The sequence below is a fragment of the Allobranchiibius sp. CTAmp26 genome (assembly GCF_017565405.1).
Classification (GTDB): Bacteria; Actinomycetota; Actinomycetes; order Actinomycetales; family Dermatophilaceae; genus Allobranchiibius.
Window position 1 is genome coordinate 17,023 of record NZ_JAGEKR010000022.1, and the last position, 21,782, is coordinate 38,804.

A 21,782-nucleotide genomic window follows, 5' to 3' on the forward strand; every position below is an offset into this window, starting at 1 on the left:
CGGGGGCTCCGGTATGCCGGAGCCCCCGTTCTGTGCGTTCGGGCGTGGCGCGTCCGCGCCGACCGACTCGGGCTCGGGGTGAGAAGGTGGCCCGATGGCCGAGATCCTGCTGCTGCATTCCGCCCTCGGGCTACGCCCCGCCGTCGGGGAGTACGCCGATCTGCTGCGGGCAGGCGGCCACGTCGTACGCACACCCGACTTCTACGACGGACACGTCTTCGAGGTCCAGGCTGAAGGCATCGCCTACCGCGACGAGGTCGGTGGCAGAACGCTGCTCGCGCGGGTGCGCGATCAGCTGGGCGACGTTCCGGACGACGCCGTGCTCGCCGGGTTCTCGCTCGGCGCGGCGTTCGCGCAGCATCTGAGCGGCGCCCGGCCGACTGCCCGGGCGACGATCCTGCTGCACGCGGTCGGGCCGGTACGCGGCGACTGGCCGGGCATGCCGGTGCAGGTGCACCGCTACGCGTCAGATCCGATCATCGAGGAGTGCGACGTCGTCGCCCTGGGTGCCGCCGTCCGCGCATCGGGAGCCTCTTTCGAGGACGTGGTGGTGCCCGGCACCGGCCACCTCTTCACCGATCTGGGAACCGCCGACGGTGACCGTGCCGCGCGGGACCGCAGCGTCGAACGGGTCCTGAACCTCCTCTCCTCCTAGACCTTTCGCCGACTCAGGCGGGGCCGCCCGCGGAGACCCACGCACCGAGTGGCTCGGACGGCCGCACCTCCTCGGCGGTCGTCTGCGCGACCACCTCGAAACCGCGGGCGCGGTAGTTGGCCAGGGCGTGCGGTCCGTCGAGGTCGCAGGTGTGCAGCCAGACCCGTCCCGCTGCGGGCAGGGCGTGCCGCTCCGGCAGGCTCCACCCGGCCTCGATCGCGTACGCGAGCAGCGCGCGCCCGAGGCCGCGCCCGGTGACGTGCACCATGAGCCCGAAGTAGACGATCTCCACCGCGGTGTGGCTCTCTTCGACCACCGCCGCGAACTGCGCGTACCCGGCCGGTGCGCCGTCGACGTACAGCACATGCAGCTCGGTCCCGGGCCGCGCCAGGTCCTCGGTCCACTGCCCGCGGGTCCATCCCAACCGGTCGGTCCAGCGCCACGGACCGCCGACGGCGGCGTAGAGCCAGCGCGCGAACTCCGGCATCGCGGCGCCCACCCGCTCGATCCGGGCGTCCGGCGGCAGCTCGACGGTGTGCGCCGAAGGCCGGGCGGTCGACTGCAGGGTCGTCGTGGTCACCAACACCCAGCGAGGGTACGGCCGGTGCGCACCCCGCCTCCGTCGACTGCGCATGTCGCGGGCCCGTCACCCCCCGTTTCACCGCACGACATGCGCAGTCGGCGGGTCAGGGCTTGCGGGAGACCACGTCCGCCACCCGCGCGATCGCCGAGGACCGCCCGGTCGCGAGTTCCCGCTGGTCGGCCCGTCGGTACGCCGCGTAGAGCCCGCGAACGCCCAGCCACCGCAACGGTTCCGGTTCCCAGCGGTGCACCGCGCGGTTCACCCAAGGCAGCCGGGTGCGCTCGGTGTCCTGCCCGGTCACCAGCTCCGCGAGCGTCCGTCCGCCGAGCGACGCCGCGGTCACCCCGTGCCCGACGTACCCGCCGCTGTACCCCAGACCGGTCGACGCGTCGTACGACACGGTCGCCGACCAGTCCCTCGGCACCCCCAGCACCCCGGACCACGCGTGCGCGACGGGCACGTCGCGGGTGGCCGGCAGCAGCCGGTGCAACGCGGCCGCGAGCTGGGTGACGGTGGCGTCGTGGGTGGTCCCGTCGTTGTCGGTCCGCGACCCGTAGCGATACGGCACGCCGCGGCCACCGATCGCGATCCGGTCGTCCGCCGTCCGCTGGGCGTAGATGTAGACGTGGGCCTCATCGCCGAGCACCTCGCGACCCTCCCACCCGATCTGCGCCCACACCCCGGCCGGGATCGGCTCGGTCGCGATCATCGAGGAGTTCATCGGCAGCCAGGTACGCCGTTCGCCCGGCAGTCCCGCCGTGAAGCCCTCGGTGCACCGCAGCACGTGCGTCGCGCGGACGGTGCCGTGGTCGGTGTGGACGGCGTGCGGTTCGATCGAGGTCACGGCGGTGTCCTCCACGATCGAGACCCCCAGCTGCTCGACCGTCCTCGCCAGACCCTCGATGAGCTTGGCCGGGTGGATCCTGGCGCAGTGCGGTGTCCAGATCGCGGCCCGGATGCCCTCGATCGCGATTCGCGCGGAGGCCTGCGTCGCGTCGAGCCATTCGTCGTCGGTGACCTGCCAGTCGCGGTCCTCGTCGTACGCCGCCCGCAGCCGCCCGGTCTGCGCCGGCGTGGTCGCGACCGTCAGCTCCCCGCCCTTGACGATGTCCGCGTCGATCCCTACGTCCGCGCAGACGGCGATGACCTCGTCGACCTGGCGGCGCAGCTCCCCTTCGAAATCGATCACACCCGACCGACCCGCGCCGCCCTTCGCGAGCACGGCGCGCGACCCGGGGAGCGCCGGGGTGAGCCACCCGCCGTTGCGCCCGGACGCGCCGAAGCCGGCGAACTCCCGCTCGATCACGACCACGTCGAGGGAAGGACGGATCTGCTTGAGGTAGAACGCCGCCCACAGACCCGTGTACCCGGCGCCGACGATGCAGACGTCGGCGCCGCGGTCACCACCGAGCGGCGCGCGCCGAGTCGGCGGTCCGCCGAGGGTGGACCACCAGTGGGAGACCGCGCCGTTGACCGTCATCCGCCAAGCCTGGCAGGTCGAACGCTCGAGCGTGCCGGGTGTCCGATCGTCGTCCCGTGCGCGCCCCGCCCGGTTCGCAAACGCCCGGCGTCCCAGGTTTGCGCGCGCACGACTGGGATGATCGCGACATGACGCAGCGTGCGGTGACCGTGCTGGAGGACGACGTCGACGGTGGGCCGGCTGTGGAGACGATCCGCTTCGGGCTCGACGGTGTCGCCTACGAGATAGACCTGTCCTCCCGGCACGCCGAGCAGCTGCGGTCCGCGCTCGACGGCTGGCGCCGACACGCCCGTCGCGCCGGCACCGCCCACCCGGCCGTGCCGCGTCAGGTGGACACGCCGGTCGACTCCCGGGCTGTGCGCGCCTGGGCCACCTCCCGCAACCTCGACCTTCCCGCCAAGGGCCGCATCCCCGACGCGGTCGTCAGGCAGTTCCGCGCCGCCGGCAACTGACGTCGCGCGACCCCTCGTACGCCGCGGCGGTCAGCTCGTCACCAGGACGACGGCGATCGCGATCATGGTGATCCCGATCAGGACGTCGAGCACCTGCCAGGTGCGCGGCCGCACGAGCCAGCGCGCACTGGCGGCCGCGCCGTACCCGATGGAGCAGAACCACCCGACGCTCGCGAGGGCCGCACCGCCTGCGAACCACCAACGCCCCTGCGAGCCTTGCTGATTGGCGATGTTGCCGAGCATCAGGACGGTGTCGAGATAGACGTGCGGATTGAGGAAGGTGAGGGCCAGCGTGGTGGTCACCACCGATCGGGCGCCGGACAGGACGACCGGACCCAGTGCCGTGGCGTGCCGCGCGGCCAGCAGCGAGCGGACTCCGTACCCGAGCAGGTAGGCCGCTCCCACGAACTTGAGCAGCGTTAGCACGGTCGCGTGCGCCGAGACGAGCGCGCCCACCCCGCCGACGCCTGCCGCGATGAGCACGGCATCGCTGAGGGCGCAGATGGCGACGACGACCGCGACGTGGTCCCGCGCGAGTCCCTGGCGCAGCACGTAGGCGTTCTGCGCGCCGATCGCGACGATCAACGACAGACCGGTCGCGAAACCGGTGAGCGCTGACGTCAACATGAGGCGATCAGCGTACGAGCGGCCCACCGGAGCGGGGTCGCACCCCTAGCCTGTCCACGGTGAGCACATCGGTCAGCCTCGAGCATGCATGGGACCGGCTGGGCCCGCGGCTCGACGCCGGCCGGGTCGTCCTCGGCATCACCGGTCCCCCGGCCGCCGGGAAGTCCACGGTCGCCGACCGGGTGCACCGGTGGGCCGATGCCGCCGGGATCCGCGCCGTCGTCGTCCCGATGGACGGCTACCACCTGGCCCAGGCCGTGCTGGACGCGCGCGGATGGGGCGACGTCAAGGGCGCGCCGCACACTTTCGACGCCCACGGGTACGCCGATCTGCTGGGTCGGGTGCGCGCCCAGACCGCAGGCGACGCGACCGTGTGGGCACCCCGCTTCGACCGCTCCCTCGAGGACCCGATCGCCGGATCCGTGGGCATCGAACCCGAGGACCGGCTGGTCGTCACGGAGGGCAACTACCTTCTGCTCGAGCAGGATCCGTGGCCGGCGGCGCGCGCATCCCTCGACGAGTGCTGGTACCTGGAGCTGCCGGACGACGTACGTCACGAGCGGTTGACCCGGCGTCACCAGGACTTCGGCCGGTCACCCCGCGAGGCCGCACACCGCGCGCTCGGCACGGACGAGGTCAACGCCCGGCTCGTGGCCTCGTACCGGCGGACGGCCGACTTCGTCGTACGCGCCGACTGAGCTCACTCGGCGCCGATGTCCTCGTGCCACAACGCGGGGTGGGCGGCGATGAAGTCCGTCATCAGCCCCACGCACTGCGCATCGTCGAGCAGGACCACCTCCACACCGTGCTCGGCCAACCAGTCGTGACCGCCGTGGAACGTGAGCGCCTCCCCGATCACGACCCGGGAGATGCCGAATTGACGCACCAGCCCGCTGCAGAACCAGCAGGGCGACAGCGTGGTCACCATGGTCGTGCCGCGATAGGTGGACTGCCGTCCGGCCGCCTTGAACGCCGCCGTCTCACCGTGCATCGACGGGTCGTCGTCCTGCACCCGGCGGTTGTGCCCGCGCCCGAGCACCGCGCCGTCCGCCGCGATGAGTGCTGCGCCGATGGGTATGCCGCCCTCCGCGAGCCCCAGCCGCGCCTCGGCGACGGCGATCTCCAGCAGCTGCCGGTCGTCTGCACGGGTCAGCGCGGCGCCGGGAGTGTCAGGTGCGCCCACCTCAGGCCGCCGGGGCGGGCTCGGTGTCCGCCGGGCGTACGTCGGTGCGCGGCTGCCCGGCCAGGGCCTTGTAGAGCACGCCGTAGATCAACGCGGCGAGCAGGAAGCCGACCACGGGAGTGACGTCGCCGAAGACCGGGTGGTGCTTCGGGATCGGGCCGAGGTACTTGGTCTGGTTGGAGAAGAAGAAGATCGACACCGCGCCGGCCACGAACATCGCGATCGGCCCGGCCCAGTTGCGGTGCCGCGGGTCCAGAGCGAGGGCGTTGATGTCCTGGCCGCGGCGCAGGACCCGGTCCAGCAGGACGACGCCCAGCCAGGGCGCGATCCAGTAGGAGATGATCAGCAGGAAGTTCTCGTACTTGCTGCCCGCGTCGTCCAAGCCGAAATAGGCGAGCACGAAACCGGCCGCACCGAAGACCAGTGCCACGACCATGCGGGCCCGGTGCACCGGCAGTCGCACTCCGAGCGCCAGCGCCGACATCGCGCCGGAGTAGATGTTGAGGGCGTTCGCAGCAACCGCGCCGACCGCGATACCCAGCAGGGTCAGCTTGCCCAACCAGGTCGGGAACATGCTGGTGTAGATGCCTGGGTCGACACCGGGCTTCGCGACGGCGAACACCATTGCTGCGCCTGCACACTCGAGGACGACGCAGGACAGGAAGACGCCGAGACCGGCGTACGCGCCCGTCTGTGCCCGGTTCGCGGTGCGAGGCAGATACCGGGTGTAGTCCGACGCGTACGGGTTCCAGCCGCACGCGTAGCCGAACGCCGCGGCGGCCTCGATGAGGAACGCTCCCGTCACCGACACCGGCGGGAAGAGCGTCTTGCCCGTGCGCAGTTCACCCAGGTGGGACGCGGACAGGTCGGCCTTGTGGAAGGCGACCACCGCTCCCACCACGAAGACGACGGCCAGTGCCGGCAGCACGAACTTCTCGAAGCTGTGCACGAGGTTGTGACCGAACGCCGCGACCGTGAGTTGGGCGGCGACCACGATCAACAGGCACAGCCAGCGGGGTACCCCGCCGGCGAGCGCGTGCAGGGCGAGGGCGCCGCTCACGCTGTTGACGGCGAACCAGCCGATCCCGGCGACCAGAGCGTTGAGGCCCGCCGGCAGGATGTTGCCGATCCAGCCGAACCCGGAGCGACTGAGCACCATCTGACACAACCCACTGGGCGGTCCCCAGCTGGACAGCACGCCGTGCGTGGCGGATCCCAGCGCCGTGCCCAGCACGATCGCGGCAGCGGCCTGCCAGAACGACAGCCCGAAGAACAGCGGGCCGATGATGCCCACGGCGATCGTCGCGAACTCCAGGTTCGGAGAGGTCCAGGTCCACAACAGCTGGTGGGGCTTCCCGTGCCGCTCACTGTCCGGGATGTGCTCGACACCGCCGGGTTCGACCGCGACGGTCTTGCTCCCGTAGTGCTCTTCGGCGATGGGGTTGGCAGTCATGCTGGATATGCTCACGTGAGGGATTCTGGTGCCTACCGGCGGGGTGGGTGGTTTCGGTGACGTAAATCCTGCCGCTCGGCATACTCACCTGGGTGAGCACACTTGTCTTCCTCCATGCCCACCCCGATGACGAGGCCAGCTCCACCTCCGGCAGCATCGCCCGCGCCGTGCACGAGGGCCACCGCGTGGTGGTCGTCTTCGCCACGAACGGCGATCACGGCGAGGTGGCGGACGATCTCGCCGAGGGTGAGACCGTGCTGATGCGGCGACGTACCGAGGCCGCCGCGTCCGGGCGGGTGCTCGGTGTGCACCGCATCGAGTGGCTGGGATACGCCGACTCCGGGATGACCGGGTGGGCGCAGAACGACGCGGAGGCGGCGTTCGCCCGGGCGGACGTCGACGAAGCGGCCGGCCGGCTCGCGGGAATCCTCGACGACGAGGACGCCGACGACCTGATCGGGTACGACTGGCACGGCGGTTACGGCCACCCCGATCACGTCCGGGTGCATCACGTCGCGCACCGAGCCGCGTCCCTGGCACGCCGTACCCCGCGGATGCTCGAGGTGACCATGAACCGCGACGCGATGCGCGCGATGATGGCCGGCGCTCCCGAAGGTCCGGGTTTCGACGTGGACGGACCGATGGACGACGGCAACCCGATGGGTCTGCCACAGGACGAGATCCATTGGGATGTCGACGTTTCCGACTATCTGGACACCAAACGAGCGTCCATGCAGGCGCATGCGAGCCAGGTGAGCGACATCGGCATGTTCATGGCGATGCCGCCGGAGATCTTCTCCGGCGCGTTCGGTCACGAGTACTACGTCGAGCCGGGACGACCCGCCGGTATGACGCAGGGCTGGCCCTTCGGCTGACCCGTGACGTTCGGGCCGGCGCGGACGCCACCGCGACGGGCTCGACACGTTGCTCAGTGCACCGGCACGGCATACAGCAAGACTTGAATTCCTGGGTATAGCCTGACAATTCGCGTCTCAGACGCGCGCGGGCGACCGCGTCGCGACAAGCAAAGGAGCAAGTGTCGTGGGCTTTCTGTTGTGGATCCTGGCCGTCATCCTGGTGATTGTCGGCATCGTGACCCTTCTGAAGGGCAGCATCATCCTGGGCATCGTGCTCATCGTGGTCGGCCTCGCCGTGGGTCCGGGCGGTTGGAGCGTCCTCAGCAGGCGCTGACCGTTCCTCTGCCGAGTGGCATACCTATGTGTCCGGTGCACCCCGTAGGAGTGCGCCACTCGACACATAGGTATGCCACTCGGTGTTGTCAGGCCGGTATCTCTTGTGCCGTGACGTTCATCAACTGCAGCCACGGCGCGCCGTACGTCGTCACGAGGGCGACGTCGGCGGCGTCCCGGCCGCGGCCGATCACGACCCGACCCTTGCGGGTGCGGTCGTGCCGGGCGTCGAAGTCCCACCAGCGGTCACCCAGCCAGACCTGCGTCCATGCGTGGAAGTCCATCGGACCGGTGTTGATCGGCGGATCGATATCCGGCATGTAGCCGAACACGTAGCGCGCCGGGATGTTCAGCGCCCGGCAGAAGGTGATCAGCAGGTGCGCGAAGTCGCGGCAGACCCCCTGTCCCGTCGTCCACGCGTCCACCGACGTCGACAGTGAGTTGGTGGATCCGATGGTGTACGTGAGGTATTCGTGCACATAGGTGCACAGCGCCGAGACCCGGCGATATCCGCGGGGGTGGTTGCCGAACTGCCGCCACGCGTGGGTGCCGAGCACGTCGGGCTGGCAGAAGCGGCTGGAGATCGTGTACTGCAGCACCTCGTCGGGCAGGTGCTCCGGTGAGATCTCGGGGGCGTCGGTGTCGACGTCCTCGGGGGCATCCGGCACCTCGGCGCGCACGGAGTAGTCGAACGTGGTGATGCCCTGCGGCAGGACGAGCCGGGTGCAGGTGTTGCCGAAGGCGTCGCGGAAGTCGTGGCTGGCCACCGACGCGGTGTTGCTCCACGACTCCCCGGACAGGGTGACCCGCGGATTGTCGGTCGGCTTCACCTGGAAGACCGCCGCCGTCGGTGCGAGTGAGGAGTAGCGGAAGGTGCACCCCAGGTCGAGCGTGCGGGTGTTCATGGGTGAGGTCGTCCTCGCTCGAGCAGGGGCACGGTGACAGCGAACGCTACCGGGCCCGGACAACGGAAACCGCCGCGCACCCGATGTGGGTGCGCGGCGGCTGACTCCCCCGTATGTCGGCTGCGTCAGTCGGTGACCGCGGCAGCCCGGTCGCGCTCGGCGACCTCGGCCTCGGCGAGCACCAGCTCGTCGGCCTCGGCGAGCTGCGGTCGACGCATCACCGTGAGCACCAGCACGAAGGCCAGGATCAACAGGCCACCCGCGACCACGAACCCGCGGTCCGCGCCGTGGACGAAGACCTCGAGGGCGGCGTGACCCGCAGAGGAGGTCTGCGCGGCGCCCTTGCCGGCAGTCGCGAAGACGCTCACCAGCACCGCGAGCCCGAGGGCGCCGCCGAGCTGCTGGGTCACGCTGACCAGACCGGAGGCCACCGAGGTGTCCTTGGGCTCCACGCCGGCGATTCCGGCGGTGGTCAGCGGCACAAACGCGATGCCGTTGCCCAGTCCGAAAACGACGAGCGCGGGCACCATCGTGGCGTACGTGCTGCTCACGTCCAGGATCGACATCCAGGTGAGGCCGATGCCCGAGAGCAGCAGGCCCGTCGAGGCGATCGCCCTGGTGGAGAAGCGCTGCGAGAAGATCCGCGACACCAGCTGCGAGGCGGTGAAGACGGCCACCGGGATGGGCAGGAACGCCAGCCCCGACTCCCACGGCGTCCACCCGAGCACGATCTGCATGAACTGGCTCATGAAGAAGAACGTGCCCATCGAACCCGCGACGAGCAGGGTGCGGGCGACGTACGCGACCGAGCGGTCCCGGTGTGCGAAGAGGTGCAGCGGGGTGATCGGCGCCTTCGCACGACGCTCCACGAGGACGAACGCGACCATCATGATCAGGCCCGCGGCGAACGAGGCGAGGGCGCGGGTGTCGCTCCAGCCGTCGGACGCGGCACGGATGAATCCGTAGACCAGCGTCGACATGCCGGCCGTGACGAGCACGGCACCGGCGACATCGACAGCGCCCTTGGTGATCTTGGAGATCGGCAGCGCTCGGATCCCGAGCGCCAGCACGACAATGCCGATGGGCACGTTGACGAAGAAGACCCAGCGCCACGAGGCGACCGAGGTGAGGACGCCGCCGGCGATCAGGCCGATCGCCGCGCCGCTCGCGGAGACGACGGTGTAGAGGCCGATCGCGCGGGTCTGCTCACGGCCCGGCTTGACGCTCGACATCAGGATCGCGAGCGCGGACGGTGCGAGCAGCGCCGCACCGACGCCCTGCAGGCCGCGTGCCGCGAGCAACAGGGCGGAGTCCTGGGCCATGCCGCCGAGGAAGGAGGCCAGGGTGAAGATCGCGAGTCCCGCGAGGAACGCGCGGCGCCGGCCGAAGAGGTCACCGGCGCGGGCGCCCAGCAGCAGCAGGCCACCGAAGGCGAGCGTGTAGGCGTTCACCACCCAGGACAGGTTGGCGGGGTTCATCTTGAGCTGGGTCTGGATGTCCGGCAGCGCGATGTTCACGATCGCGGCGTCGAGGACGATCATCAGCTGGGTCACGAGGACCACGACCATGATCAGTCCAGGGTGAGTGGGTCGGGAGAAGTGCGCACCGGTGGAGCGGCGCCCCCAGCGGCCGCGGCGCTGTCGGCCCGATGACGCGGTGGCCGACGCGCCGCCCGGGGCGGACGACGTCGCGGATGACGGCGAGGTGGTGATTGCCATGAGTGGTCCTTGGAGTCAGAGGAGTAGTACCCTCGTACTGGAAACGGAGAAGAACTCCGCTTGCTTCGACTATACGGAGGGTCCCTCCGGTTATGCAAGCGGGCCAGCAGGAGAAGGTGAGTCACGTGTCCGTCACGGCGAAGAAGCCGCTGCGTGCCGATGCCGCGCGCAACCGTCGGCTGTTGATCGACACCGCAGCGGACGCGTTCGCAGCGGGCGGCGTCGACGTCGCCCTCGACGACATCGCGCGGACCGCCGGAGTGGGCATCGGCACCTTGTACCGCCACTTCCCCACCCGAGAGGACCTCGTGCTGGCCGTCTACGCAGCACGCGTCGACGATCTGGCGCAGCGCTCGGACGAGCTTGCTGCGCGGCCGGATTCGGGCGAGGCGCTACACGAGTGGATGCGCGAGTTCGTCGACTTCTACGCGGTCAAGCGCGGGATCATCCACCTGTTGCGGTCGATGATGAACGCCAACCACGAGCCGTTCGACGCGATCCGCGCGAAGCTCCTGCACTCCGCCGACGTCGTCCTCGCTCCCGCCATCGCCGCGGGCGTGATCCGCGCCGACACCAGCGCGACCGAGCTCACCCGTGCGCTCGGCGGCATCTGCCTGGCCAGCACCCAGCCGGACGTCGACCAGGTGTCGATGAATCTGGTCGACCTCATCTACGACGGGTTGCGGTACGGCATCAAGGCCTGACCGCTCGGCATACTCGGTCCGGTGACTGCCACCGAGCCCACGATCCTCGCGACCTCCGGCGGGCTACGCCCTGGCGAGCGCACGTACTTCGAGTTCACCCCACTCACCGCGTACGCCGTCGACCTCGCCGGCGTGGCAGGGCGCGCGCCGCGGGTCTGCACCATCACCACTGCGGTCGGCGACGCCGCGCACGTGATGCACGGCCTCGCCGAAGCGGGCCGCGTCGCCGGTTACGAGCTCACGAACCTGCAACTGTTCGGGATGCCCAACGTCCCCGACATCGAGGCGCACCTTCTCGCGCAGGACGTCATCTGGGTGATGGGCGGCTCGGTCGTCAACCTGCTGGCGGTGTGGCGGGCGCACGGACTGGACGCGATCCTGCACCGCGTGTGGCAGGCGGGCGTCGTCCTCACCGGGGTGAGCGCCGGGTCGATCTGCTGGCACCAGGGCGGCGCGACCGATTCGTTCGGCCCGCAGCTCGCGCCGGTGACCGACGGGCTGGGGTTCCTTCCCTACGGCAACGGGGTCCACTACGACAGCGAGGAGCGGCGCCGTCCGCTGATCCACCGCCTGGTCGCCGACGGCACGCTGGGCCGGACGCACTGCACCGACGACGGCGCCGGACTGCTCTACCGCGGAACGGAACTGGTCGAGGCGGTCGCCGAGAGCGATGCGGGCGCGTACGTCGTACAGCGTGACGGCGACATCGCCCGGGAGGAACCACTCGACGTACGCCGCCTCTCCGCCTGAGCGAGCAGCCGCAGTTTTCGGACGAGCCTCTGGGCCGCGCACGGGCGCACCACGGCACCGCATCTCGTTTCGGCCCGCTCGGCCCCAACGCCCTCGCCGCACCCTGCCCAAGGTCTCGTTTCGGCCCGGTCGGCCCCAAACGCCCGCGCCGCCCACCCCCGCGTACGTCAGGCACCGCGTGGGCCCTTACGACCACGGGCAGCCCACCCGGGCGCGCACATCGACACCGCGTGGGCCCTTATGTGAGGGCGATGCGCACCAGCGCCACGGTGGCGTGACCGTCCACGGCGATGTCGCGACCCGGAGTCGCGAGAAGGCAGTCCAGCGGCGCGAGCGTGCCGACGCCATCACCGACCGTGACGACGGCTGCACCGTCCAAGGCGACGACCGCGAACAGCGCGGGTCCTGCACCGGCGAGCACAGCGGACCCTTGGATGCGCACCGTCTCGAGGCTGCTGCGCGCGCGCCCTCGACCCGTCATGACGTTGAGGTCGTAGCCGTTCGCGTGCTGCGCCCGCACGGCGTCCTCGCCGCGGAAGGACACCACTTCGTGTCGGGGCACAGTGACCGGCTCACCCTCGATCACCAGGGCGAGCGGACCGTCGCCGAGGTTCATCAGCCGCCGATCCACGTCGGGCAGTGCGGAGAAGTCGGATGCCGCGGCGATGGTCGCGATGCTGAGGCGCCACACGAGCCCACCGTCCGCCGTACGGTCCGAGGCTACTTCGCGTGTCTCCCCGAGACCGTTCGCCCACCGGGACACCGCCAAGTCACCGAACCGAAGGACCCGAGCCGCCCCGCCACGCTCCTCGTCACCTGTTGCCATCAGGACCCTGCCGCCGATCTCGTTTCGGCCCGCTCGGCCCCAACGTCCAGGCACCACCCTGGCCAGGGTCTCGTTTCCGCCCGCTCGGCCCCGAACATCCGGGTCGCGACCTCCTGGTCGATTCGCACCATCAGCCCACAGCCGGAAGTCGCATTCCGGCGATGAGCAGGCCGACCATCCGGTGCGCGTCGGACGCCGCGTCGCCCCCGCCCTCGACGCCGATGCAGAGGTTGCCCGCTGCATGCATGAGGGTGAGCGCGTCGACGTCACTGCGGGTTTCACCCGCCGCTGTGGCGGCGTCGAGCAGCGAGGCGCAGGCCGGGACGAGTCGGTCGAGGAAGTAGGCGTGCAGCGTGTCGAAGCTGGCCTCCTCCGACCGCAGTGCGCCCGCCAGCCCGTGCTTGGTCACCAGGAAATCCACGAACCCGTCCATCCACTGCGCCAGCGCTGCGGCGGGTGACTCCGACTCCGCAAGGAGATGTGCCGCGGTACTCACGAGGGCATCGATCTGATGGCGGTAGACGCCGATGACGAGGTCGGCCCGGGTCGGGAAATGCCGGTAGATGGTGCCCATCCCGACGCCGGCCGCCGCAGCGATCGCACGCACGGGCGCGTCGACACCGCGCGCGACGAAGACGGCGGCGGCGGCATCGAGCAGCGTCTGCTCGTTGCGGCGGGCGTCCGCACGCTTGCGCACGGTCGACGAGGTCCCCCCGTCGCGCACGTCGATCACCTCGTCTCGCCGATGTCTTCACAAACGGAACATCGCTCCGTATAGTGAGCGGAGCAACGTTCCACTTCCATCATGCCATCCAGGAGATCGCCATGCAGTACCGCACACTCGGCCGGACCGGTGTCCAGGTCAGCACCCTGTCGCTCGGCGCGATGAACTTCGGCACGAACGGGCGTACGACGCAGGAGGACGCCTCGGCGATCGTCGACGCCGCGCTCGAGGCCGGGGTGAACCTCATCGACACCGCCGACTTCTACAGCCAGGGCGAATCGGAGCAGATGGTCGGCAAGGCCATCGCCGGCCACCGTGACGACGTGGTCCTCGCGACGAAGGCGTTCCTGCCGATGGGCGAGGAGCGCAACCACCGCGGGGCGTCCCGCCGCTGGCTGACCACCGAGATCGAGGGCAGCCTGCGCCGGCTGGGCGTCGACCACGTCGACCTCTACCAGGTGCATCGCTGGGACCCGACGACCACCGACGAGGAGACCCTGTCGGCGCTCACGGATCTGCAGCGCGCGGGCAAGATCCGCTACTTCGGATCGTCCACGTTCCCGGCGTACCGGATCGTCGAGGGACAGTGGGCGGCCCGGCGACACCACCTGGGCCGCTACGTCACCGAGCAGCTGAACTACTCGATCCTCAACCGCGGCGCCGAGACCGACGTGCTTCCGGTCACCGAGAACCACGGGCTCGGGGTGCTGGTGTGGAGCCCGCTGTCGTCGGGCTGGCTCTCGGGAGCGGTGCGGGCGGGTCAGGAGATCACGACCCACCGTGCCCGGTTGATGCCGCAGCGCTTCGACCTCGACGACCCGACCAATCGCGCGAGGCTCGACGCCGTCGAGCAGGTGGCGAAGGTCGCGGCCGACGCCGGACTGACGATGATCCAGGTCGCTCTGGGGTTCGTGAACGCGCACCCGGGTGTGACGAGTGCGATCATCGGCCCGCGCACGATGGAGCACCTGGAGTCCCAGCTCGCTGCCGCCGACACGGTGCTCTCCGCGGACGTTCTGGACGCGCTCGACGCCATCGTCGCGCCCGGCGTCGACCTGGCGCCCGGCGAGAAGGTCGACGCCCGCCCGTCCATCACCGACGCTTCACTGCGACGCCGCTGATGGCCGCCGATGCACGCCCGAGCTTCGGGATCATGACGCCGCCGATGAACATCGGCTACGACGACATCGTGCGCGTCTGGCGCGAGGCGGACGCCATCCCCGCGATCGAGCACGCCTGGTTGTTCGACCACCTCATGCCGATCGGCGGCGACCCGGACGGTCCGATCTTCGAAGGGTGGACGCTCCTGGCGGCACTCGCCGCGCAGACCAGCCGGTTGCGGCTCGGCCTGATGGTCACGAGCAATCGCTTCCGCCCGCCCGCGGTGCTGGCGAAGATCGCGACCACGGTCGACATCGTGTCCGGCGGACGGCTGGACTTCGGCATCGGTGCCGGATCGCGCCCCAGCATGCCCGCCGCCCGGCGGGAGTACGCGGCGCACGGGCTGCCGTATCACGACGCGGAGTCCGCAGTCGGAAATCTCGCCGAGGCGTGCACGATCGTGCGGCGGTTGTGGACGGAGGACGCGCCGTTCGACTTCGACGGCACCTATCACCACCTCGAAGGTGCGTTCGGCAATCCGAAACCCGTGCAACGGCCCGGCCCGCCGATCGTCATCGGCGGGCGCGCGATCGCGACCCTGCGGGTCGTCGCCGAGCACGCCGACGTCTGGAACATCCCCGGCGGCGACATCGCCGACGCGATCGACCGGAGTGCGATGCTCGACCGGTTCTGCGCCGAGATCGGCCGGGATCCCGCTGCGATCACCCGCTCGATCTTCCTGCCGGTCTCCCTCGATCGGCCGCAGTCGACCCGCGACGCGGTCGCCGAGGCGCTCGATGCCGGCTTCACGCACATCGTGCTCGGGCTCGGGGCGCCGTACGTCGACGGCCTAGTGCGGCAGGTGACCGACGAGATCATCGGAGAGCACGCCGCCTCGTGAACCACCGGCGGCCGTCGACGATCACGGCAGCGGCCGGTAGAGCACGTGCAGGCCGACGCGTCCGCGGGTCGGGGACTCGAACGCGCCCGGAACCGTGCCGACGGTCACGAAACCCAGATCGGCGTACAACCGCTCGGCGGCCGTGTTGCCTTCGACGACCGCGTTGAACTGCATGCCCGCGAAACCACCTGCAGCCGCCCAGTCCAGAGCGTCCTGCACCAGCGCGCGACCGACGCCTTCGCCCCGTGCCGAGCGCGCCACCATGAAACTGCCGCTCGCGATGTGGCTCCCCGGACCCGGCCGGTTCGCGTACATGCTCGCGGTGCCGAGGACACGACCACCCGTGTGCGCCACCGTCGTCCGGCCCGGCGGACCCACCACCCACAGCGACCGCGCCTCGCGTTCGGAGGTCCCCGGATCGTAGGCGAAGGTCTCCTGCTCCCGGACGACCTCGCGGAAGATGGGCCACACCTGCGCCCAGTCCTCGGCTGCGAACGCGCGGATCTGCGGCAACGAGGTCACGATCCCACCCAAGCGTCGAACGGCGCCGACCGCCAGCTCTTTCGCGGCAGCGTCCCCAGGGACCCTGCCGAGCGGGCGGCGTCGGACGGGGCTTGAATGAGTGCATGGCAGACAACGCGCGACGGACCGCGCAGCACTGGGTGGCGACGGACTACGGCGACCTGGACGTGCTGCGCCTGCAGGAGACCGACGTTCCCGCACCCGCCGAGGGGCAGGTGAGCATCGAGGTGCGCGCCGCCGGCATGAATCCGGCGGACTACAAGCACATCGCGCGCGGTGGTGAGCGGGATGCATTGCCCGTTCCCATCGGCTACGAGATCGCCGGCGTCATCTCGGCGATGGGGCCGGACACGCGGATCGCATCCGGCGCCGGCGCTGTCGGTGACGAGGTCTTGGCGTTCCGGGTCTCGGGTGGTTACGCGTCGAGCATCACAGTGCCGGCCCGCGACGTCTTCGCCAAACCCGCCGGCCTCGGCTTCCCGGAGGCCGCCAACCTCCTGCTCGCCGGGTCGACGGCGGCCGAGATGCTGCACGTCACCGGGGTGGCCAAGGGCGACACGATCCTGGTGCACGGCGCCTCCGGAGCCGTCGGCGTCAGCGTCCTGCAGCAGGCCGCGCTGATCGGCGCCCGCGTCATCGGCACCTCGGGAGAAGGACGTTTCGACACGGTACGACGGTTCGGCGCCGTGCCCGTCCTCTACGGCGAGGAGCTGGAGCAGCGGGTGCGGGAAGAGGCACCCGAGGGCGTCGCCGCCGCGCTCGACTGCGTCGGCACCGACGAGGCCGTCGACGTCTCGCTGACTCTGGTCGAGGACCGGGCTCGCATCGTGACCATCGCGGCCTTCGCCCGGGCCGAGAACGACGGCATCCGCGTCATCGGCGGCACGATGCCGCAGAGCGCGGCGTACCGCGATGGGATTCGCGCGCACCTGATCCAGCTGGCGGGTGACGGCGACCTGGTCGTGCCGATGGCCGGCACCTACCCCCTCGGGGACGCACTCGACGCGCTCGAACTGCTCAAGTCCGGGCACCCGGGCGGCAAGCTGGCGCTGCTCCCCTGAGGGAGCGTCCGGTCGCCACGAGGCCGGGCCGGACGCCGCGACTGGCGGCGCACGGCCCGGCCTCCTGACGAGTGGCTCAGCGGTAGGACTTCTTGATACTCGCCTCGACGGTGTGCGCCAGCACATCCTGGCCGGCGACGCTGGGGTGCACCCCGCAGCCGCTCTGGGCTCCGCTCGACGTCGCGGTCTGGTGCGGGAACAGCTGCGTGAGCAGCCCGGCGGCGCAGCTGTCGCCACCGGAGTGCAGGGCGGCGTTCTGGAACGCGGCGTAGCCGTCGGCGATCCGGACGCCGTACGGCTTGGCGGCCGTGTCCATCACCTGGTTCAGCGCGACGCTGCCGGCGCTCGCGGTGGCCGACGCGTAGTTCGTCGAGTAGTAGTTGACGATCACGATCTGGCCGGAGTAGTGCGCCTGGTTGCGCACGGTGGACAGGATCGTGCTGACGTTCTTGCTGATCCCGGCGAGTGTGGTCGCCAGTGCCGCGCCCGAGCAGGTGCCGCCGTGCTGCGCCTGGCACAGGAACGCATCGTTGGCACCGATCCCGAGCGTGACCAGGCGGGTGTTGTGGTGCTTCTTGAGGAAGTCGACCGCGAAGGTCAGCTGGCTCTCGGTCTTGCTGCGGTAGGTCACGTGCAGCGGGAAGTTCGTGCGGTATCCGGCGGGCGTCTCGCACGCGTAGCTCGGGGTCGCCGTGTTGATGAGGCTCCCGGACGTCTCACCCGGGCAGGTGGCGTTCGTGACCCGCACCCCGAGGGCCGTACCGATCTCCTCGGGGTATCCGACGAAGCTCTTGGGGTCGAGGTAGTTCGGCGGCGGGAAGGTCGTCGGTTCGCGGTAGCCGAACGCCACCGAGTCGCCGAGAGCCAGGTAGTCCGAGCCGGGGACGACCGCCCGCTGGTGGGAGGAGCCCCAATGGTCGGGATGCACGGGGTGGGCCGTCGCCGCGAGGGAGGGGACCGCGACACCCACACTGAGCGCGGTCGCGGCGGTGAGGCCGAGGATGTTGCGCCGCGAGCGACGACTGAGAGGAACGCGCATGACTGCCTGCTTCCGTAGAACCGCTGTCCCGAACCGTTTCGGAAGCTAGCACGCTCGGTCGCCAGAAACCTGCGGAAACAAGACTTCGAGGCGCGGGACGCGACGTCGATTTTCCGCCAGCACGCGCCGAGACGAACTGCCACAGTTGACGACATGGACACCACCACAGACCTGCTGGTGCAGGCCATCGATCGCACCCGCCTGGACGCGGTGCGCCGCGACGACGCGGACGGCCACGGCAACCGGGTGGCCCCGTTCGCTGCCGTCGGGCAGGGAGAACCACTGCGCTGCTGCCTGCGCTTCGCCGAGCCGGGCGAGCGGATCGCCCTGATCTCGTACGCACCGTTCGACCATCCGTCGGTGTGGACCGAGGTCGGGCCCGTCTACATCCACGCCGATCGCTGCGAGGGGTACGCCGCCTCGGGTGACCTGCCCGCACAGCTGGCGACCGGCCCGCGGCTCCTGCGCACCTACCGTGCCGACGACACGATGAACTACGAGCACAACACGGTCGTGCCGGATCAGGCCGATCTCGAGCCGGTCATCCGACGGCTGCTGTCGCAGACCGACGTGGCGACCGTGCACGTCCGCAACCTCGACTCGCAGTGCTTCATGTACTCCGTCGGCGTCGGTGAGGGTCCCGGCAGGACCTCCGCCTGATGTCGACAACCGTCGAGGACTACCTGCAGGCCGCGGCCTGCGTCGACGATCTGGTGGCGCGGATCGGCCCGGATGCCTGGGACGGCGCGGGGCTCGGGGACTGGGATCTCCGGTCGTTGGTCGGGCACATGGCCCGTGCGCTCGTCACGGTGCTGACCTACCTGCAGCAACCCGCCGACCGCATCGACCTGGCGACACCGGAGGACTACTTCCTGGGGGTGCTGCACAGTGGCCGGAGTGTCGACGAGGCAGCCGTGCTCGAACGCGGACGGCAGGCAGGACGCGACCTCGGCGCCGATCCCGCCGCCGCATTCCACACCCTCGTGCAGCAGGTCGGCCCCGCGGTCATCGCGGCCGACCCGCACGCGGTGATCACGACCATCGGGGGAGGCATGTCCGTCGAGGCCTACCTGCCGACACGCACCTTCGAACTGGTCGTCCACGGCCTCGACATCGGCGCCGCGGTCGACCTGCCGATCACCTTCGCACCTGCAGCGCTGGAGGAGACCTGCGCTCTCGCCGGTTGTCTCGCCGCGCGGATCGGACGCGGCCCACAGATGCTGCGCGCGTTGACCGGCCGCACCGACCTCCCCACGGGATTCACCCTCCTGGGCTGACCGCGACCCGGGTCCGTGCTCCCGGCCCCGGCCCCGGTCGCGCATCAGCCCCACCGGGTCTAGCGTCGAACACATGGAACATCGCGAACTGGGCACGCAGGGTCTGCAGGTCGGGGCCATCGGTCTCGGCACCATGGGCATGACGATGGCGTACGGCGCGGGTGACGAACCGGGGGGCACGGCCACCATCCACCGGGCGCACGAGTTGGGCGTCACCCTGCTCGACACCGCCGAGCTCTACGGCGGCGGAACCGGCAGCAACGAGAAGATCGTCGGGGCGGCGGTGCGGGACTTCCGCGACGACATGGTGCTCGCCACCAAGTTCGGCTTCGTGCTCCCCCGCAGCGACGACGGTGGCCGCGAGTTCGACAGCCGCCCCGAGCACATCCGCGAGGTCGCCGAGAACAGCCTGCGCTATCTGCAGACCGACCACATCGATGTGCTCTACCAGCACCGCCCCGACCCGGACGTGCCGATGGAGGACGTCGCCGGGGCCGTGAAGGAGCTGATCGACGCGGGCAAGGTCCGCTACTTCGGTCTCAGCGAGGCGGGCCCGGACCAGATCCGCGCCGCCCACGCCGTGCAACCCGTGTCGGTGCTGCAGACCGAGTACTCCATCTTCGAGCGGGCGGTCGAGGCCGACGTCCTCCCGGCGGTCCGCGAGCTCGGGATCGGTTTCGTGGCGTACTCACCCCTCGGCCGCGGATTCCTCACCTCCACGGTGAAACCGGCCGCGGAGTACCCCAAGGACGACATGCGCAGCTGGGACGACCGCTGGCAGCCCGGCAACTACGAGAAGAACGTCGAGGCGATCCACCAGCTGACCGACCTGGCCCGCGAGAAGGACGCCACCGTCACCCAGCTGGCGCTCGCGTGGCTGCTCGCCCAGGGGGACGACATCGTCCCGATCCCGGGCACCCGCAACCCCGACCGGCTCGCCGAGAACGTCGGGGCGGCCGACCTCGCGCTCACCGCCGCCGACCTGGAACGGGTGGCCGCGATCCTGCCGCGAGGCGCGTACGGAAGCCGCTACCCCGCGGCGATGATGCCCCGCTGGTAGGCACCAGAACCACCCTCGAGGTGCCCGGCGGACAGCCGTCTCGGCACGTGCTGGAAATGTCCGCCCGTTACGGGCTGCCGCGACCCCCGCAGACGCTAGGTTTCGGCACGGGTCGCCACGGCGGCGACCCGCACCTCGGGGGAAGGACCCACACGTGTCACGCAGAATCGCAGCACCGCTCCTCGCCATCGCCCTGGCCGGATCCGCATGGGCGGCGGCGCCGACGTCGGCGCACGCGGCCACCGCGGGGGCGGCCGGCACCTACCACCCGAGCACGGCGGCGCGCATCGCCGACACCCACTCCGGTCAGGGCGGCGCGAAGGGCTATGTCTCCCGCAAGAACTCGGTGAGCTACACCGTCACCGGCAAGAACGGCATCCCCTCGACCGGGGTGTCGGCCGTCGTGGTCCAGCTGACGGCATTCGACCAGCACGGCAACGGCGCGTTCGTGGCGTACGCCGCGGGCAGCACCCGCCCCGCCGCGGTGAGCTTCGCGTACGGCGGCCGGAGCACCCAGGTCGGCAAGGTGACCGTGCCCGTGAGTTCGACGGGCCGCATCACCATCGCCGGCGCCGGCATGTACCAGGCCCACCTGCGCGTCGACGTGGTCGGCTGGTACGCCTCCTCGTCCTCGACCGCGGCGGTCGGCAGCCTCTATCTGCCGAGCGAGCTCGACCTCACCGATGACACCCGCATGAGCGGCAGCCGTCTCCAGCCGGGCGACCAGCTCGAGGAGGACCTGCAGGTCGGCTTCGGCTCGGACGACCCGAGCTTCCAGGCACCCAAGCTGACGGCGGTCGACCTCAACATCAGCGCCCTCAGCCCGAGCGGCACCGGCGGACTCACCGCGTGGAACGGCACCGGCGGGCGGCCGTACGTGCCGTCGGTCGAGTTCGGAAACCGCGACTCGGTCAGCGGTTCGGTGATCGTGCCGGTCACCCTGGTGAGCAGCCAGTCGCAGGACGGCGAGACCGTCGCGACGTACAAGTTCGTCGTGGGCGACTTCGGGGGCTCGACCGACGTGGCGTTGTCGGTCGGCGGCCTCTACACGCAGGGCAAGGATGCCTTCGGCGCGGCGTACCGGCCCACCGCACCCCGCCTCGCGGTCAACACGGCCACCGGCCTGGGGATCACGAAGGGCCGCCTCGGCACGGACAGCGCCCGACTTGCCACCCTGCCGACCTCGGCGATCGACGACAGCACCATCGCGGTCAACATGACGACGGCGGCGGTCGCTCCGACGGCCGGCACCTGGGTCGCACAGACCACCGACCTGCTCAACACCCGCAGCACCAGCATCGTGAACACGCTTGCCGAAGCTACGCGTTCGGGCACGCTGACCGCGCAGCTGGACTCGTCGATGACGAGTGACGCACCGCAGGTGGGCTTCTACAACGGCAAGGGCAGCATCGACGTGCAGGCCTGGACCTACGGCCGGTTCGACTTCAGCGACTTCGGCATCGCCGGCGCGAACAAGATGTCCAGCCGGCAGCTCGCCAAGCGCATCCTGGCGCAGCGGCCGACGGTGACCATCAAGCACAAGGTCATCCGGGCGCACTGACCCACCGCGT

At 70.5% G+C, this 21,782-nt stretch carries 25 protein-coding genes; 14 read left to right on the plus strand and 11 right to left on the minus strand.

Annotation, left to right across the window (positions count from 1 at the left end; translation table 11 throughout):
- Positions 1 to 94: 94 nt before the first annotated feature.
- Positions 95 to 655, plus strand: a complete 561-nt coding sequence (locus J4030_RS15720) for a dienelactone hydrolase family protein (protein ID WP_208050181.1) — start codon at positions 95 to 97, stop codon at positions 653 to 655.
- 13 nt (positions 656 to 668) lie between these two features.
- On the opposite strand, the gene J4030_RS15725 is transcribed toward J4030_RS15720, so the two are convergent.
- Both J4030_RS15725 and J4030_RS15730 read right to left on the minus strand, forming a co-directional pair.
- A complete protein-coding gene (locus tag J4030_RS15725) occupies positions 669 to 1,241 on the minus strand; it encodes a GNAT family N-acetyltransferase (protein WP_208050182.1) in 573 nt (190 codons plus the stop codon).
- Between the two features lie 100 nt (positions 1,242 to 1,341).
- Positions 1,342 to 2,718, minus strand: a complete 1,377-nt coding sequence (locus J4030_RS15730) for an FAD-binding oxidoreductase (RefSeq protein WP_208050183.1) — start codon at positions 2,716 to 2,718, stop codon at positions 1,342 to 1,344.
- 128 nt (positions 2,719 to 2,846) lie between these two features.
- Here J4030_RS15730 and J4030_RS15735 point away from each other — a divergent pair, with 128 nt between their 5' ends.
- Positions 2,847 to 3,170 carry an Lsr2 family protein gene (locus J4030_RS15735; protein ID WP_208050184.1) on the plus strand — a complete coding sequence of 108 codons (324 nt, stop codon included), beginning with the start codon at positions 2,847 to 2,849 and terminating at the stop codon, positions 3,168 to 3,170.
- Between the two features lie 30 nt (positions 3,171 to 3,200).
- Here the strand turns inward: J4030_RS15735 and J4030_RS15740 are convergent, their stop codons facing one another.
- Entirely contained in the window at positions 3,201 to 3,797 is a 597-nt protein-coding gene (locus tag J4030_RS15740) for a LysE/ArgO family amino acid transporter (RefSeq protein WP_208050185.1), read from the minus strand.
- 59 nt (positions 3,798 to 3,856) lie between these two features.
- On the opposite strand from J4030_RS15740, the gene J4030_RS15745 reads away from it, so the two are divergent.
- Positions 3,857 to 4,495 (plus strand): nucleoside/nucleotide kinase family protein, encoded by a 639-nt coding sequence (locus J4030_RS15745; RefSeq protein ID WP_208050186.1) that lies wholly within the window; start codon positions 3,857 to 3,859, stop codon positions 4,493 to 4,495.
- Between the two features lie 2 nt (positions 4,496 to 4,497).
- On the opposite strand, the gene J4030_RS15750 is transcribed toward J4030_RS15745, so the two are convergent.
- Positions 4,498 to 4,980, minus strand: a complete 483-nt coding sequence (locus J4030_RS15750) for a nucleoside deaminase (RefSeq protein ID WP_307864734.1) — start codon at positions 4,978 to 4,980, stop codon at positions 4,498 to 4,500.
- Position 4,981: 1 nt separating this feature from the next.
- Complete coding sequence (locus J4030_RS15755; RefSeq protein WP_208050187.1) at positions 4,982 to 6,433, minus strand: cytosine permease; 1,452 nt, start codon at positions 6,431 to 6,433, stop codon at positions 4,982 to 4,984.
- A gap of 92 nt (positions 6,434 to 6,525) precedes the next feature.
- On the opposite strand from J4030_RS15755, the gene J4030_RS15760 reads away from it, so the two are divergent.
- Both J4030_RS15760 and J4030_RS15765 read left to right on the plus strand, forming a co-directional pair.
- On the plus strand, positions 6,526 to 7,308 hold the full coding sequence (locus J4030_RS15760; protein ID WP_208050188.1) for a PIG-L family deacetylase: 783 nt from the start codon (positions 6,526 to 6,528) through the stop codon (positions 7,306 to 7,308).
- Between the two features lie 166 nt (positions 7,309 to 7,474).
- On the plus strand, positions 7,475 to 7,624 hold the full coding sequence (locus J4030_RS15765; RefSeq protein WP_208050189.1) for a GPGG-motif small membrane protein: 150 nt from the start codon (positions 7,475 to 7,477) through the stop codon (positions 7,622 to 7,624).
- An 88-nt stretch (positions 7,625 to 7,712) separates the two neighbouring features.
- Here J4030_RS15765 and J4030_RS15770 read toward each other — a convergent pair whose 3' ends face one another.
- Positions 7,713 to 8,528 (minus strand): transglutaminase domain-containing protein, encoded by an 816-nt coding sequence (locus tag J4030_RS15770; RefSeq protein ID WP_208050190.1) that lies wholly within the window; start codon positions 8,526 to 8,528, stop codon positions 7,713 to 7,715.
- A gap of 125 nt (positions 8,529 to 8,653) precedes the next feature.
- Positions 8,654 to 10,246 carry an MFS transporter gene (locus J4030_RS15775; RefSeq protein ID WP_208050191.1) on the minus strand — a complete coding sequence of 531 codons (1,593 nt, stop codon included), beginning with the start codon at positions 10,244 to 10,246 and terminating at the stop codon, positions 8,654 to 8,656.
- A 125-nt stretch (positions 10,247 to 10,371) separates the two neighbouring features.
- Between J4030_RS15775 and J4030_RS15780 the strand changes: the two genes are divergently transcribed.
- Entirely contained in the window at positions 10,372 to 10,950 is a 579-nt protein-coding gene (locus tag J4030_RS15780) for a TetR/AcrR family transcriptional regulator (protein WP_208050192.1), read from the plus strand.
- Between the two features lie 21 nt (positions 10,951 to 10,971).
- Positions 10,972 to 11,700 (plus strand): peptidase E, encoded by a 729-nt coding sequence (locus J4030_RS15785; RefSeq protein ID WP_208050193.1) that lies wholly within the window; start codon positions 10,972 to 10,974, stop codon positions 11,698 to 11,700.
- 238 nt (positions 11,701 to 11,938) lie between these two features.
- On the opposite strand, the gene J4030_RS15790 is transcribed toward J4030_RS15785, so the two are convergent.
- Entirely contained in the window at positions 11,939 to 12,769 is an 831-nt protein-coding gene (locus J4030_RS15790; RefSeq protein ID WP_307864735.1) for a HutD family protein, read from the minus strand.
- On the minus strand, positions 12,657 to 13,250 hold the full coding sequence (locus J4030_RS15795) for a TetR/AcrR family transcriptional regulator (RefSeq protein ID WP_208050195.1): 594 nt from the start codon (positions 13,248 to 13,250) through the stop codon (positions 12,657 to 12,659). The genes J4030_RS15790 and J4030_RS15795 overlap by 113 nt, the downstream gene beginning before the upstream one ends.
- Before the next feature lie 53 nt (positions 13,251 to 13,303).
- Here J4030_RS15795 and J4030_RS15800 point away from each other — a divergent pair, with 53 nt between their 5' ends.
- Together J4030_RS15800 and J4030_RS15805 are read left to right on the plus strand one after the other, a co-directional pair.
- A complete protein-coding gene (locus J4030_RS15800; RefSeq protein WP_307864736.1) occupies positions 13,304 to 14,371 on the plus strand; it encodes an aldo/keto reductase in 1,068 nt (355 codons plus the stop codon).
- Positions 14,371 to 15,252 carry an LLM class flavin-dependent oxidoreductase gene (locus J4030_RS15805; RefSeq protein WP_208050196.1) on the plus strand — a complete coding sequence of 294 codons (882 nt, stop codon included), beginning with the start codon at positions 14,371 to 14,373 and terminating at the stop codon, positions 15,250 to 15,252. The genes J4030_RS15800 and J4030_RS15805 overlap by 1 nt, the downstream gene beginning before the upstream one ends.
- Positions 15,253 to 15,273: 21 nt before the next feature.
- Here J4030_RS15805 and J4030_RS15810 read toward each other — a convergent pair whose 3' ends face one another.
- Positions 15,274 to 15,774, minus strand: a complete 501-nt coding sequence (locus J4030_RS15810; RefSeq protein ID WP_307864737.1) for a GNAT family N-acetyltransferase — start codon at positions 15,772 to 15,774, stop codon at positions 15,274 to 15,276.
- A 104-nt stretch (positions 15,775 to 15,878) separates the two neighbouring features.
- Here J4030_RS15810 and J4030_RS15815 point away from each other — a divergent pair, with 104 nt between their 5' ends.
- Positions 15,879 to 16,835 carry an NADP-dependent oxidoreductase gene (locus J4030_RS15815; protein ID WP_208050197.1) on the plus strand — a complete coding sequence of 319 codons (957 nt, stop codon included), beginning with the start codon at positions 15,879 to 15,881 and terminating at the stop codon, positions 16,833 to 16,835.
- Between the two features lie 76 nt (positions 16,836 to 16,911).
- Here J4030_RS15815 and J4030_RS15820 read toward each other — a convergent pair whose 3' ends face one another.
- Entirely contained in the window at positions 16,912 to 17,874 is a 963-nt protein-coding gene (locus tag J4030_RS15820; protein ID WP_208050198.1) for a GDSL-type esterase/lipase family protein, read from the minus strand.
- A gap of 153 nt (positions 17,875 to 18,027) precedes the next feature.
- Here J4030_RS15820 and J4030_RS15825 point away from each other — a divergent pair, with 153 nt between their 5' ends.
- From J4030_RS15825 to J4030_RS15840, 4 genes are all read left to right on the plus strand, one after another.
- The gene (locus tag J4030_RS15825; RefSeq protein ID WP_208050199.1) at positions 18,028 to 18,534 is read left to right on the plus strand and encodes a DUF1203 domain-containing protein; all 507 of its coding nucleotides are present in this window, start codon (positions 18,028 to 18,030) and stop codon (positions 18,532 to 18,534) included.
- A complete protein-coding gene (locus tag J4030_RS15830) occupies positions 18,534 to 19,151 on the plus strand; it encodes a maleylpyruvate isomerase N-terminal domain-containing protein (RefSeq protein ID WP_208050200.1) in 618 nt (205 codons plus the stop codon). The genes J4030_RS15825 and J4030_RS15830 overlap by 1 nt, the downstream gene beginning before the upstream one ends.
- A gap of 73 nt (positions 19,152 to 19,224) precedes the next feature.
- A complete protein-coding gene (locus J4030_RS15835) occupies positions 19,225 to 20,211 on the plus strand; it encodes an aldo/keto reductase (protein ID WP_208050201.1) in 987 nt (328 codons plus the stop codon).
- A gap of 154 nt (positions 20,212 to 20,365) precedes the next feature.
- Positions 20,366 to 21,772: a hypothetical protein gene (locus tag J4030_RS15840; protein WP_208050202.1), complete on the plus strand. Its 1,407-nt coding sequence runs from the start codon at positions 20,366 to 20,368 to the stop codon at positions 21,770 to 21,772.
- Positions 21,773 to 21,782 lie beyond the last annotated feature (10 nt).

Coding starts and splice junctions, on each gene's coding strand:
- J4030_RS15720 (WP_208050181.1), top strand. CDS start 95: ATGGCCGAGATCCTGCTGCTGCATTCCGCCCTCGGGCTACGCCCCGCC.
- J4030_RS15730 (WP_208050183.1), bottom strand. CDS start 2,718: ATGACGGTCAACGGCGCGGTCTCCCACTGGTGGTCCACCCTCGGCGGA.
- J4030_RS15735 (WP_208050184.1), top strand. CDS start 2,847: ATGACGCAGCGTGCGGTGACCGTGCTGGAGGACGACGTCGACGGTGGG.
- J4030_RS15740 (WP_208050185.1), bottom strand. CDS start 3,797: ATGTTGACGTCAGCGCTCACCGGTTTCGCGACCGGTCTGTCGTTGATC.
- J4030_RS15755 (WP_208050187.1), bottom strand. CDS start 6,433: ATGACTGCCAACCCCATCGCCGAAGAGCACTACGGGAGCAAGACCGTC.
- J4030_RS15770 (WP_208050190.1), bottom strand. CDS start 8,528: ATGAACACCCGCACGCTCGACCTGGGGTGCACCTTCCGCTACTCCTCA.
- J4030_RS15775 (WP_208050191.1), bottom strand. CDS start 10,246: ATGGCAATCACCACCTCGCCGTCATCCGCGACGTCGTCCGCCCCGGGC.
- J4030_RS15790 (WP_307864735.1), bottom strand. CDS start 12,769: ATGCAGCGGGCAACCTCTGCATCGGCGTCGAGGGCGGGGGCGACGCGG.
- J4030_RS15805 (WP_208050196.1), top strand. CDS start 14,371: ATGGCCGCCGATGCACGCCCGAGCTTCGGGATCATGACGCCGCCGATG.
- J4030_RS15815 (WP_208050197.1), top strand. CDS start 15,879: ATGGCAGACAACGCGCGACGGACCGCGCAGCACTGGGTGGCGACGGAC.
- J4030_RS15820 (WP_208050198.1), bottom strand. CDS start 17,874: ATGCGCGTTCCTCTCAGTCGTCGCTCGCGGCGCAACATCCTCGGCCTC.
- J4030_RS15825 (WP_208050199.1), top strand. CDS start 18,028: ATGGACACCACCACAGACCTGCTGGTGCAGGCCATCGATCGCACCCGC.
- J4030_RS15830 (WP_208050200.1), top strand. CDS start 18,534: ATGTCGACAACCGTCGAGGACTACCTGCAGGCCGCGGCCTGCGTCGAC.
- J4030_RS15835 (WP_208050201.1), top strand. CDS start 19,225: ATGGAACATCGCGAACTGGGCACGCAGGGTCTGCAGGTCGGGGCCATC.